The organism is Thioalkalivibrio sulfidiphilus, assembly GCF_000377945.1.
Lineage (GTDB): Bacteria > Pseudomonadota > Gammaproteobacteria > Ectothiorhodospirales > Ectothiorhodospiraceae > Thioalkalivibrio_A > Thioalkalivibrio_A sulfidiphilus_A.
Genome location: NZ_KB898974.1, coordinates 1 through 11,918 on the forward strand (window position 1 = coordinate 1; position 11,918 = coordinate 11,918).

The window sequence follows — 11,918 nt, forward strand, 5'->3', positions numbered from 1 at the left end:
ATGGCGATGTCGGTGACGCCGCTCATGCCGGTTTCCACGGTGATGGGCACCACGGCGCCGTTCTCGGCGATGTCGGGGGCCTGGATGCTGATGTCGCCGGCGGACATGGAGTCGGAGCCCAGGGCGTTCTTGATGGCGTCAGAGACGGAACGGGGGCCGAAGGCGGATTCGGGCCATGCGGCCAGGACGGTACGGGGGGCGAGCATGCCCGCGCCCACGGCGACGCCCACGGCGCTGGCGGCCAGGGTGCCCTTCAGAAATACACGACGCTTGCTATTCATGTCATCTCTCCTGCTTTTAGTGGTGTGACACGGTTTACGGTCAACAGGGATACAGCAAGCCCTGTGCCATGTGTAGGATTTGTTTCAGGATCAACAGGATAGGCGGATATGGGATGACGAATACCGTCAGCGACGTTGCGAATTGCAATGGCTGCAAATTGCAATTCGCAACGTTCAGGAGGGGTCGGCTTCCTGCTCGTACTGCTGCAGCTTGCGCCACAGGGTGGACTTGTTGATGCCCAGGGCCTTGGCGGTCTGCTCCCGGTTGCCGTCCAGGCGCTGCAGGGTCTTCAGGATGTAGCGCCGCTCCAGGGTGGCGAGATCCGGCTGGTCGGCGTCCAGGGCCTGCGACGCCACAGCGGAGGCGGCACCGGTGCTGGGCCAGCGGGGGTCCAGGTGCAGCACCGGGCCGTCGGCCAGGGCGATGGTACGTTCCACCAGGTTGCGCAGCTCGCGCACGTTGCCGGGCCAGTCGTAGGCCTGCAGGCGCTCCAGGGAGTGGGGGTCGAAACCCTCCACCTGGCGGTGGTAGCGCTTAGCGAATTCCTCCACGAAGGCCTGCACCAGGGGCGGGATGTCCTCGCGCCGGGCACGCAGGGGCGGCATGTGGATCTGCACCACGTTGAGCCGGTGGTAGAGATCGTGGCGGAACTCGCCGGCCTCGATCATGGCCTCCAGGTTGCGGTTGGTGGCGGCGATGAAGCGCACGTCGATGGGGATCGGCCGCACGCTGCCTACGCGCATCACCTGCTGCTCCTGTACAACACGCAACAGCTTCACCTGCATGGCATCGGAGATGTTGCAGATCTCGTCCAGGAATACCGTGCCGCCGGTGGCGGTCTCGAGCAGGCCCGCCTTGGTGTGGGCGGCGCCTGTGAAGGCGCCCTTCTCGTGGCCGAACAGCTCGGATTCCAGCAGGGTGTCGTTGATGGCGCCGCAGTCGATCACCACGAAGGGCTTGTCCGCGTCGGGGCCCTGGGTGTGGATCGCCCGGGCCACCAGTTCCTTGCCGGTGCCGGACTCGCCCTCGATGATCACGTTGCAGCGGATGTCGGCCACCTTGTCGATGAGCCGGTACACCGACTCCATGGCATCACCGTGGCCGACCATGCCGTAGCGCAGGCGCTCGTCCTTGAGCTGGCGCTTGAGCAGGCGGTTCTCGCGCTTGAGGCGCTCGCCCTCCAGGGTGCGCTCGATGAGCAACAGCAGTTCGTCGGTGTCGTAGGGCTTCTTGATGAAGTCCGTGGCGCCCAGGCGCAGGGCCTCGATGGCGTTGTCCACCGAGGAGTAGCCGGTGATGATGATCACCGGCACGTCGGAATCCACGTCGCGGATGCGCGACAGCAGGTCCATGCCGGACAGCCCGGGCATGGCGAGGTCGGTGATGATCAGGTCGGCGCCCTGCTCGATGAACGCGGTCAGGGCCTGCTGGGGGTCGCGGAACACGTGCACCTGGTGGGGTGTGCCCTCGCAAAAGCGCAGGAACAGCTCGCCGGCCCGGGGGTCGTCGTCGACGAAGAAGATGTTGGCGGCTTCGCTCATGGTGTCAGTTTAACTTGATGCTTTTCGCGCCGGTTCGTTCCCGAGTGGCGAGACCCGTCATGGCGCGGCCTGCCGGCGATGGGCCGGCAGGCGCACCGTGGCGGTAACGCCGCCGCGCTCGTTGGGACGGATGTCCAGATTCCCGCCGTGCTGCTCGACGATGCCGAGGCTGATGGACAGGCCGAGGCCACTGCCCTTGCCCACGGGCTTGGTGGTGAAGAAGGGGTCGAACATGCGGTCCTGGACCTCCGGCTTGATGCCGCAGCCCTGGTCGCAGACGCACACGTTGACCTCCCCGTCCCGGTCGTGGCGCGCCATGATCACCACCTCGTCGCCGGCCTGGCTCGCCTGGATGGCGTTGAGCAGCAGGTTGATGAGCACCTGCCGGAGCTGGTTCACGTCGCCTTCCATGACCAAGCCCTCCTCCACCTCCAGGCGCACGCTGACCTGCTGGTCCCGGGCGGCCTGGTTGACCAGGATCAGGGTCTCCTCCAGCCACGGGCGCACGTCGATGGGCACGTAGTGGGGCGGCACCTGGCGGGCAAAGTTGAGGATGCCGTTGACGATGCGCGTGGCCCGCTCCGCCTCGTCGGTGAGCGCGCGCAGGTCTTCCCGGGCGCGCGGGTCGTCATCGGGCAGTTCCCGGCGGATCAGCTTGGCCAGGGACAGGATGTTGTTCAGGGGGTTGTTGAGCTCGTGGCCGATGCCGGCGGCCATCTCGCCGATGGAGGCGAGCTTGGCGGACTGCAGCAGCATGCGCTGGGCCTGGTCCCGGTCGGTGCGGGCCTTCTCCAGGGTCTCGGCCATGTAGGTGAAGGAGTCCTGCAGCTCGCGGATCTCCTGGGTGTTGTGGGGCTCGTTCTGTTCCAGGGGCTGGCCCAGGGCGTAGGCCTTGAGGTTGTGGGTGAGCCGGGTGATGGGCTTGGCGATGCGCCGGGCGCTCAGCTGCGCCAGCAGCAGGCTAACCAGCAGGGCCAGGCCCGCCATCAGCAGGATGCCCTGGCGGATGCGCTTGAAGGGCGCGCCGATGGCGTCATGGGGGATCTCGGAGATCACCACCCAGCTGACCAGCTGGTTCGGGTAGGGGTGGTACTCGGCGAAGAACACCCGCGAGGGTCGGGTCTGCAGGTTGGCGGCGCCGAAGGGTTGCACGTTCACCTGCTGGGCAAGTCCCTCGCAGAAGGTGCTGGCGATGCGCGTCTCCGGCTGCTTGGCGCTGGTGAACAGCAGGCCGGAGGCCTCGTCGAACAGGATCAGGCCGTCCCGGGAGGGGTAGTCGGGGTTGAGCTCCGCAAGGCTCAGGCGTCCCCCGTGGAGGCGCGGGGCGAGTTCCAGCATGCGGTCGATCTGCAGGCCGGTGGAGTTGGCGAGCAGGTAGCCCACCACCCCCTCGCCCTCCCGCTCGATGGGCACGGCGGCGTCGTACATGGGCGGGATGGCGCCGAAGATGTAGTCGCTGCGGCTCTCCGGCAGCAGCAGGTAGCTCACCTCGCCCCGGGGCAGGGCGCGCAGGCGCTGCAGGAAGGCCGGGTCATCCAGCTCCTCCTCGGCGTAGGCGTAGGGGTCCATGCCCGGGTAGTGGGTGGGCATGACCTGGCGCTCGCGGATCATGATGAGCGTATTGCCCCGGGTGTCCAGCACGCGGATGGTGCCGATGTCCGGGATCAGGGCGGTGAACTCTTCCAGGAAGATGCCCAGCTGCGCGGCGCGCAGGTTGAACTGGGGGTGCTTGCGCCCATCCCGGGCCTGCTCCAGCACGGACTGGAAGCCCTGCATGGGCGCCGAGTTCACCAGCGCGCCGATCACCTCCCGTTCGAAGCGCAGGCGCCGGTCCATCTCCGCCACCAGGGTGTTGAGGCTCTGACCCACCTGGCGGTCCAGGTCCTGGCTGTACTGGCGCTCGCTGTAGGCGGTGACCACCAGCACCAGCACCGTGAGCGGCAGCACGGTGGCCAGGGAGACCCACAGGAAGATGTTGGTGCGAAGGCGCAAGGGCGTGATCGGGGAGGCCGGGATTCAGGCCATTCTCGCATGCCCCGGCGCGTGCCGTCATGGGCGTGCAGAAATGTCCGCGACGCACTGTGGGGCGGCGCGGTACTGAGGCTATAATGCCCAGCCATTCATTGTCTTAACGAGGACGCATGCCGATGCGCATCTGCTGGTCCAATCTCCTCATGATCGCCGTGGTGGTGGCCCTGGGCAGCCTGTCGCTGCTGGCCAGCTGCGGTCAGAAGGGCGACCTCTACCTGCCCGAGGCCGAAGCGGCGCCAGTCGAGGAGACGCGCAACCAGTCGCCTCGTCCGTAGTCTATCTATCGTAGGCAGTCCAAATTCGCACGCTTCAAGGATCGGAAACCGTGCGCGAGTAATTCCAACCCCGGCCCATCGGAGCCAAGTCCTGCATGGATCATTTCCAGTATCGCGACGGTGTGCTGCACGCCGAGGAAGTCCCCCTGAGTCAGATCGCCGCCGCCCACGGCACGCCCTGCTACGTCTACTCGCGGGCCACCCTGGAGCGGCACTGGCGGGCCTTCGACACGGCCCTGGGCGACCATCCGCATCTCATCTGTTACGCGGTGAAGGCCAACTCCAGCCTGGCGGTGCTGAACGTGCTGGCGCGCTTGGGTTCCGGGTTCGATATCGTCTCCGTGGGCGAGCTGGAGCGGGTGCTGCGCGCCGGCGGCGAGGCATCGCGGGTGGTGTTCTCCGGGGTGGGCAAGCGCGCCGACGAGATGCGCCGTGCGCTCGAGGTGGGCATCCGCTGTTTCAACGTGGAGTCCGAGCCCGAGCTGGCGCGCCTCAACCGGGTGGCCGGAGAGATGGGTATGGAGGCGCCGGTGTCCATCCGGGTGAACCCGGACGTGGATGCCAGGACCCATCCCTACATCTCCACCGGACTGAAGGAAAACAAGTTCGGCGTGGACATCCGCGTCGCCCCGGCCCTGTACCGTCAGGCCGCCGACATGGCCCACATCAGGGTGGTGGGCGTGGACTGCCACATCGGCTCCCAGCTCACAGGTCTGAGCCCCTTCGTGGATGCGCTGAAGCGCGTACTGGAGCTGGCCCGCACCCTGGAGGCCGACGGCATCGGCCTGGATCACCTGGACCTGGGCGGCGGGCTTGGCATCCGCTACCGGGACGAGGAGCCGCCCCTGCCGGACGCCTATGCCCGCGCCCTGTTCGAGGGCCTGTCCGACACTCGCTACGAGATCCTGCTGGAGCCGGGCCGGGCGATCGCCGGCAACGCCGGCGTGCTGCTCACCCGGGTGGAATACCTCAAGCACACCGAGCACAAGGACTTCGCCGTGGTGGACGCCGCCATGAACGACCTGATCCGCCCGGCCCTCTACGGCGCCTGGCAGGAGATCGTGCCGGTGGCGCCCCGCCTGGGCGAGTCGCGCACCTACGACGTGGTCGGCCCGGTCTGCGAGACCGGCGACTTCCTGGGCAAGGAGCGCGCCCTGGTGCTGGCCGAGGACGACCTGCTGGCGGTGCGCTCCGCCGGCGCCTACGGCTTCACCATGAGCTCCAACTACAACACCCGCCCCCGCGCCGCCGAGGTGATGGTGGACGGCGACCAGGTGCACCTGGTCAACCGCCGCGAGACCCTGGAAGAGCTCATGGCGCGGGAAACGGTGTTGCCGTAGCAGTCAGTTCGATTCAAAAGAAAATCGACAGGATTCACATGATTTACAGGAGTGTGTTTAGAGGCCTTTAATCCCGTTAATCATGTAAATCCTGTCAACGCCCTTGCCGTTTGGTTTTCCCATGCACCGAACCCCCGAACCCGAACTGATGCTCGACCCGGAACAGGCCCGGGCCTACGCGGAGGCGGACTTCGAGGCGCCCCACAGCCGCTTCGTCGAGCTGTTCCGGGAGGCCTTCCCCGGCCTGGCGGTCAGCGGACCCGTGCTGGATCTGGGCTGCGGACCCGGGGACATCAGCATGCGCTTTGCCCGGGCCTTCCCCGAATCGCAAGTGGATGGCGTGGACGGCGCCCCGGCCATGCTGGCCGAGGGCGAGCGCCTGCTCGCCGGGAGCGGGCTCGAGGATCGGGTGCGCCTGGTGCGGGCCTGCCTTCCGAATGACCACCCGCCCCGGGAACGCTACCGGGGCGTGATCTCCAACAGCCTGCTGCACCATCTCCATGAACCCGCCGTCCTCTGGGATGCGGTGGCCCGCTACGCCGAGCCCGGTGGTTTCGTGTTCATCATGGACCTCATGCGCCCCGATTCCCGGGCATCCGCCGAGGCCATGGTGGCGCAGCACGCGGCCGACGAGCCGCCGGTGCTGCAGCGGGATTTCTTCCACTCCCTGCTGGCGGCGTTTCGCGTGGACGAGGTGCGCGAACAACTGGACAGGGCTGGCCTGGCCGGCCTGGATGTGCGATCGGTGAGTGATCGACACCTGGTGGTGAGTGGGTTGATGCGCGCCGGGTGAGCCGGGTTGCCGAGGCTCACGCCGCGCGGGGCGCGACCTCTTTCTTGATGATGTCGCCGCGTTCGGCCTCGGCCAGGCGGAGCTCATAGGTGCTCTGAAGATTCAGCCAGGACTGGGCGTCCCCGCCGAAGAAACGGGCGAGACGCAAGGCGGTGTCCGCGCTCACGGCGCGACGTTCATTGACGATTTCATGCAGGCGCGTGGACGGGACCCGCAACGCGCGGGCCAGGGCATTCACGCTCATGCCAAGTGGCGCAAGATACTCCTCGCGCAGGATCTCCCCCGGATGAATGGGACGCATGCGGTGGGTGGCCATGGTGTCCTGTCCTCTAGTGATAGTCGACGATCCCGACGTCATAGGCATTGCCATCTTGCCAGCAGAAGCACAATCGCCATTGCTGGTTGATGCGGATACTCCATTGTCCTTTCCGGTCGCCGGTCAGTGCCTCGAGGCGGTTGCCCGGCGGACTGCGCAGGAATTCCAGCGTCGTTGCGGCATCGAGCAGGGCCAGCTTCCGCTCTGCCTGAACGCGAAATGCCCGAAAGCGGCGTGGGTCACCGCCTTCGAACAAGGCGCGGGTATCCTTATCCGCGAAGCTTTTGATCATGGATTAAGCGTATTACGCGTCACGTAATACGTCAAGCGGTACAGACGGTGCAGCTCATGGATGATCCGGGAGACTGGTCACCCCTTCACCCGTTCCAACTTCCCCGTTCCCACTTCCCACTTCAAAAATGCCTTTCCTTCCCCCCGGTGAGCGTCTACGCTACCGGAATGCGCATACAATTCAGCAAGATGCACGGCCTAGGCAACGATTTCGTGGTCATCGATGCCATCCATCAGCCGGTGGATCTGAGCCCCGATCAGGTGCGCCTGCTGGCACACCGGCGCTTCGGCGTGGGCTGCGACCAGGTGCTGCTGGTGGAGCGCCCGTCGGATCCGGCGGCAGCCGACTTCCGCTACCGTATCTTCAATGCCGACGGCAACGAGGTGGAGCAGTGCGGCAATGGCGCCCGCTGCTTCGCGGTGTTCGTGCGCGAGCGGGGGCTCACCGCCAAGGACCACATCCCGGTGGAGACCGCCGCCGGCATCATCCATCTCCAGGTGCAGCCGGACGGGCAGGTGACCGTGGACATGGGCCCGCCCCGCCTCAAGCCCTGGCAGATCCCCTTCGAGGCGGAGAGCGCCATGACCTCCTACCCTCTGGAGGTGGAGGGCGAGACCTATGAGATCGGTGCCGTGTCCATGGGCAACCCCCACGCGGTGCTGCGGGTGGACAACGTGCAGACCGCGCCGGTGGCCCGGCTAGGCCCGCTGATCGAGGCCCACCCGCGCTTTCCCCGCCACGTGAACGTGGGCTTCATGCAGGTGATCTCCCCGGGCGAGATCCGTTTGCGGGTCTACGAGCGGGGCGTGGGCGAGACGCTCGCCTGCGGGACCGGGGCCTGTGCCGCGGTGGTGTCCGGGCGCATCCAGGGCCTGCTGGACGAGACCGTGGCCGTGGACCTGCCCGGCGGACGGCTTGTGATAAACTGGGCCGGACAAGAAGAGGCGCCGGTGATGATGACCGGCCCCGCCACACAGGTCTTCACAGGCAGCATTGACATATGAGCACCCATACGAACCTGGCCGAGGAAGCGCTCAGCGAAGAGGCCGTGGAGGCCTGGCTGCGCAGTCACCCGGATTTCTTCGAACGCCACCTGGCCCTGCTGGACGTGCTCAAGCTGCCCCACGCCTCCGGCGGCGCCGTCTCCCTGATCGAGCGCCAGATCGGCTGGCTGCGGGACAAAAACCGCCAGCTGGAAAGAAAGCTTCTGGACCTGGTGCAACTGGCCCGGGAGAACGAGCGCCTGAGCCAGCGCATGCATCACCTGGCCCTGGGGTTGATGGACGCCGACAGCCTGGACGCGGTGCTGGCCACCACCCAGGAGCAGCTGCGCACCGAGTTCCGCGCCGACCACGTGGTGGTCCGGCTGCTGGGTAATCCCGCCCAGGGCCTGCATTTCGTGGCCGAGGGCGACCCTGCGCTCAATTCCCTGGAATCCCTGTTCGAGACCCGCCGCCCCCTGTGCGGACGCCTGAGCGATGAACAGCTCAAGGCCCTGTTCCCCGAGGCCGACACCCCGGTGCAGTCCGCCGTGGCCGTGCCGCTCATGGACGGAAACCGCCGTCTGGGCATCCTGGCCCTGGGCAGCCGCGAAGACACCCGTTTCCATCCCGGCATGGGCACCCTGTTCCTGGGCTACCTGGGGGAGATCATCTCCCACGCGGTCGCGACAAGGCTGAAAGGATGATTCAACATTCAAAATTCAAGATTCAACGGGGTGAGGCGCCCCGGTGGATCGGTTTGTGAGACGCCGTCCTTTGAATGTTGAATCTTGAATATTGAATCCCCCTCTCCCTGGCTTTCCCGCTATCTCCGCCATCTGGGCGAAGAGCGTCGCTACTCCCCCCATACCGTCGAGAACTACGCCCGGGACCTTCAGCGCCTGCGTGAAGCGGTGGGCGATGACTGGTCGTCGGTGAAGGTCCATGACATCCGCGCCCTGGTGGCCAAGGTCCACCGCCAGGGGGCCGGCAGCAAGACCCTGCAGCGCCTGCTGTCGGCCATCCGGGGGTTCTTCAACTTTCTGCTGCGGGAGGGGGTGGTGGGCGCCAACCCGGCCCTGGACGTGCGCGCCCCCAAGTCCGGGCGCAAGCTGCCCGGGGTGCTGGACGTGGACCAGGTCTCCCGGCTGCTGGACCTGCCCGGGGACGAGGCCCTCATGGTGCGCGACCGGGCGATCCTGGAGCTGTTCTATTCCTCGGGCCTGCGTCTCGCCGAACTGGTGGGGCTGGACCTGGTGGACGTGGACCTGGGCGATGCCCAGCTGCGGGTCACCGGCAAGGGCCGCAAGGCCCGGGACCTGCCCATCGGCCGCCACGCCGTCGCGGCGCTCAAGGCCTGGCTGCCCCTGCGTGCGGGGCTCGCCGCCGCCGATGAGCAGGCCCTGTTCGTGGGCCAGCGGGGCCGGCGCCTGGGGGCCCGGGCGGTGCAGACCCGGCTGGCCCGCCACGCCGGCCTGCAGGGCCTGGACCGGCGCGTGCATCCCCACCTGCTGCGCCATTCCTTCGCCAGCCACCTGCTGGAATCCTCCGGCGACCTGCGCGCCGTGCAGGAGCTGCTGGGCCACGCCGACATCAGCACCACCCAGGTCTACACCCATCTCGACTACCAGCACCTCGCCAAGGTCTACGACGCCGCCCATCCCCGAGCCCGGCGCAGGCAGGACGACGGCAAATCGTGAGGGCCGTCGTTGACCCTCCGGGGTCGTGCTGTCAGAGTCGTTGCCAACACATCACAGAGGAACAACACCATGCGAATCGCCCTGCTGCTCGCTGCAGCCCTGACCGCACTGCCGGCGCTGGCCGCCGAGCCCAACATCACCCCCGGCCAGTGGGAGTACACCAACGTCACCCGCTTCGAGGGCATGCCCATGCCCGAGCAGACCCACAGCAACCGGGAATGCATCACGATCGAAGACATCAAGAAGGGCGAGGCCTTCCTGGAGGCCCCGGAGGACTGTCAGGTCACCCACATGGACCTGCGCCGGGACGGCATGAAGTACGCCATGGAATGCACCCAGCAGGGGGTGCGCATGAAGATGAACGCGGACATGCGTTTTCGTGGCAACGAAGTGGACGGCACCATGCGCGCCGACATGGACACGCCCATGGGACCCATGAGCATGCACATGAACATCACGGGGCGGCGCATCGGGGACTGCTGAGGCCAGCAACCCGTAGGAGCGGCGACCCCGCCGCGAACGGTGCTGGCAGATCAGACCATGCTGTTCGGCCCGGGGTCGGGCCTCCTACGCGGGGGTTCAATCTCCGGGGTGGTGCAGCCGAAGGCCTGCTCCCGGCCGAGATTCTCCGCACCTTGATCCCGTAGGAGCGGCGACTCGCCGCGAACAGCGCTGCCGGATCAGGCGCCGCTGTTCGGCCCGGGGTCGGGCCACCTACGGGGGTCAGGCGCCGTCCTGGTCCCCGGCGTGATGCAGCACGAAGGCCTGCTCCACGGTGAAGCTGCCCACGCCCTTGTAGTTGGTCATCACCCCGCCGATGGATTCCAGGTAGTCCTTCATCTCCCGGTTCATGTGCGGGTTGCCGCACAGCATCACCCGGTCCTGGGCCATGTCTGCGGGCGGCAGGCCGAGGCGCTCGAACAGGGCGCCGGAACGGAACAGGTCCGCGCCCCGCTCCGGGGTCTCGAAGGGCTCCCGGGTCACGGTGGGCACGTACACCAGCCCATCGCCGCTGCGCGCCTCGAGCTCCGCCCGGTAGGCCAGTTCCGCCACGCTGCGCACGCTGTGCACCAGGATCACCCGCTCGAAGCGCTCATAGACGCCGCGGCCCCGCACCAGGGACATGAAGGGGGCGAGTCCCGTGCCCGTGGCCAGCAGGTAGAGATGTCGTCCCGGCAGCACGTGGTTCACGGTCAGGGAGCCGGTGGGCTTGGTGTTCACCCACACGCTCTCGCCTTCCCGCACCCGGGCCAGGCGGCTGGTGAGCGGGCCGTCGGGCACGTGGATGCTCAGGAACTCCAGGTGCTCGGTGTCGTTGCTGGAGGCGATGGAGTAGGCCCGGGCGATCAGCTTGCCCTCGTCGCGCAGACCGAGGGTGACGAACTCGCCGTCCTTGAACTGGAAGCCCTCGGGCCGGGTGGTGGTGAAGGTGAAGGTCTTCTCCGACCAGCGGTGGACCGAGGTGACGCGCTGTTCCTGGTAGGGCACGGGTTTGAACCTCCCTGATTGTGGATCTGTCCTTCAAGCTACCAGAGCGCCCCGGGTAATAACAGAGTAAAGAAGTGGGGAATTATCCGCAGGCCCATGTCCCCGGTGGGCTCGTGGCCATGAGACTTGCCGCAGGCCAGCGGCTACAATGATCGTCTTTGCATGATCGGGAGTTCAGACCTTGGAACAGTTTCGCGGAACCACCATCGTCTGCGTGCGCCGCAACGGCCGGGTGGCCCTAGGCGGCGACGGCCAGGTGACCCTGGGCAACACGGTGATGAAGGGCAATGCCCGCAAGGTGCGCCGCCTGTACGGCGACAAGGTGCTGGCCGGCTTCGCCGGCGGCACCGCCGATGCCTTCACCCTGTTCGAGCGCTTCGAGGGCAAGCTGGAGAAATACAGCGGCAACCTCACCCGGGCCGCCGTGGAGCTGGCCAAGGACTGGCGCACCGAGCGCGCCCTGCGCCGCCTGGAGGCCCTGCTGGCGGTGGCTGACAAGGACACCTCCCTGCTGATCACCGGCAACGGCGACGTGATCGAGCCCGAGGACAACCTGATCGCCATGGGCTCCGGCGGCCCCTTCGCTCAGGCCGCCGCCCGGGCCCTGCTGGACAACACCGAGCTGTCCGCCCGGGAGATCGCCGAGCGCGCGCTCAACATCGCCGCCGACATCTGCATCTACACCAACCGTCACCTCACCATCGAGGAGATGTAATCTAGCCCGAATGTTTCATGAATTGCGCGCGCCCTCGCTTGTCTCTTGACCGCACAGGGGATTTTCCTCAGTCGGCCGTATAGCCCGATACGGCGCTCCCTCGGAAAATCCCCTGTGCGGCCAATATCCTGCGCGATCATCGCGCGAATTCATGAAACATTCGGG

Annotated in this window: 14 protein-coding genes; 8 read left to right on the forward strand and 6 right to left on the reverse strand. The window is 66.9% G+C overall.

Features of this window, described 5'->3' with window-relative positions; genetic code table 11:
* From D580_RS0114455 to D580_RS0114465, 3 genes are all read right to left on the reverse strand, one after another.
* Positions 1 to 281 (reverse strand): thiosulfate oxidation carrier protein SoxY (locus D580_RS0114455; RefSeq protein ID WP_018955074.1); only part of this gene is annotated, 281 nt, incomplete at its 3' end.
* A 174-nt stretch (positions 282 to 455) separates the two neighbouring features.
* Positions 456 to 1,823: a sigma-54-dependent transcriptional regulator gene (locus tag D580_RS0114460; RefSeq protein WP_018955075.1), complete on the reverse strand. Its 1,368-nt coding sequence runs from the start codon at positions 1,821 to 1,823 to the stop codon at positions 456 to 458.
* 57 nt (positions 1,824 to 1,880) lie between these two features.
* The gene (locus D580_RS0114465; RefSeq protein ID WP_018955076.1) at positions 1,881 to 3,815 is read right to left on the reverse strand and encodes a sensor histidine kinase; all 1,935 of its coding nucleotides are present in this window, start codon (positions 3,813 to 3,815) and stop codon (positions 1,881 to 1,883) included.
* A gap of 155 nt (positions 3,816 to 3,970) precedes the next feature.
* On the opposite strand from D580_RS0114465, the gene lptM reads away from it, so the two are divergent.
* The 3 genes from lptM (at position 3,971) to D580_RS0114480 (ending at position 6,262) form a co-directional block, all read left to right on the forward strand.
* Positions 3,971 to 4,129 carry an LPS translocon maturation chaperone LptM gene (gene lptM / locus D580_RS16435; RefSeq protein ID WP_018955077.1) on the forward strand — a complete coding sequence of 53 codons (159 nt, stop codon included), beginning with the start codon at positions 3,971 to 3,973 and terminating at the stop codon, positions 4,127 to 4,129.
* A 95-nt stretch (positions 4,130 to 4,224) separates the two neighbouring features.
* Positions 4,225 to 5,469 (forward strand): diaminopimelate decarboxylase, encoded by a 1,245-nt coding sequence (gene lysA, locus D580_RS0114475; RefSeq protein ID WP_018955078.1) that lies wholly within the window; start codon positions 4,225 to 4,227, stop codon positions 5,467 to 5,469.
* Positions 5,470 to 5,590: 121 nt separating this feature from the next.
* Positions 5,591 to 6,262 carry a class I SAM-dependent methyltransferase gene (locus tag D580_RS0114480; protein ID WP_018955079.1) on the forward strand — a complete coding sequence of 224 codons (672 nt, stop codon included), beginning with the start codon at positions 5,591 to 5,593 and terminating at the stop codon, positions 6,260 to 6,262.
* Positions 6,263 to 6,278: 16 nt separating this feature from the next.
* Here D580_RS0114480 and D580_RS0114485 read toward each other — a convergent pair whose 3' ends face one another.
* A complete protein-coding gene (locus tag D580_RS0114485; protein WP_018955080.1) occupies positions 6,279 to 6,578 on the reverse strand; it encodes a HigA family addiction module antitoxin in 300 nt (99 codons plus the stop codon).
* A 13-nt stretch (positions 6,579 to 6,591) separates the two neighbouring features.
* A complete protein-coding gene (locus D580_RS0114490; protein ID WP_018955081.1) occupies positions 6,592 to 6,870 on the reverse strand; it encodes a type II toxin-antitoxin system RelE/ParE family toxin in 279 nt (92 codons plus the stop codon).
* A gap of 167 nt (positions 6,871 to 7,037) precedes the next feature.
* On the opposite strand from D580_RS0114490, the gene dapF reads away from it, so the two are divergent.
* The 4 genes from dapF to D580_RS0114510 all read left to right on the forward strand — a co-directional run bounded on the left by dapF (position 7,038) and on the right by D580_RS0114510 (position 10,033).
* On the forward strand, positions 7,038 to 7,874 hold the full coding sequence (gene dapF, locus D580_RS0114495; RefSeq protein ID WP_018955082.1) for a diaminopimelate epimerase: 837 nt from the start codon (positions 7,038 to 7,040) through the stop codon (positions 7,872 to 7,874).
* On the forward strand, positions 7,871 to 8,557 hold the full coding sequence (locus tag D580_RS0114500; protein WP_018955083.1) for a DUF484 family protein: 687 nt from the start codon (positions 7,871 to 7,873) through the stop codon (positions 8,555 to 8,557). The genes dapF and D580_RS0114500 overlap by 4 nt, the downstream gene beginning before the upstream one ends.
* A gap of 84 nt (positions 8,558 to 8,641) precedes the next feature.
* Positions 8,642 to 9,550 (forward strand): tyrosine recombinase XerC, encoded by a 909-nt coding sequence (gene xerC / locus D580_RS0114505; RefSeq protein WP_018955084.1) that lies wholly within the window; start codon positions 8,642 to 8,644, stop codon positions 9,548 to 9,550.
* A gap of 69 nt (positions 9,551 to 9,619) precedes the next feature.
* Positions 9,620 to 10,033: a DUF3617 domain-containing protein gene (locus D580_RS0114510; RefSeq protein WP_018955085.1), complete on the forward strand. Its 414-nt coding sequence runs from the start codon at positions 9,620 to 9,622 to the stop codon at positions 10,031 to 10,033.
* A gap of 240 nt (positions 10,034 to 10,273) precedes the next feature.
* Here the strand turns inward: D580_RS0114510 and D580_RS0114515 are convergent, their stop codons facing one another.
* A complete protein-coding gene (locus D580_RS0114515; protein WP_018955086.1) occupies positions 10,274 to 11,038 on the reverse strand; it encodes a ferredoxin--NADP reductase in 765 nt (254 codons plus the stop codon).
* Between the two features lie 181 nt (positions 11,039 to 11,219).
* Here D580_RS0114515 and hslV point away from each other — a divergent pair, with 181 nt between their 5' ends.
* On the forward strand, positions 11,220 to 11,753 hold the full coding sequence (hslV, locus tag D580_RS0114520; RefSeq protein ID WP_018955087.1) for an ATP-dependent protease subunit HslV: 534 nt from the start codon (positions 11,220 to 11,222) through the stop codon (positions 11,751 to 11,753).
* The last annotated feature ends 165 nt before the right edge of the window (positions 11,754 to 11,918 follow it).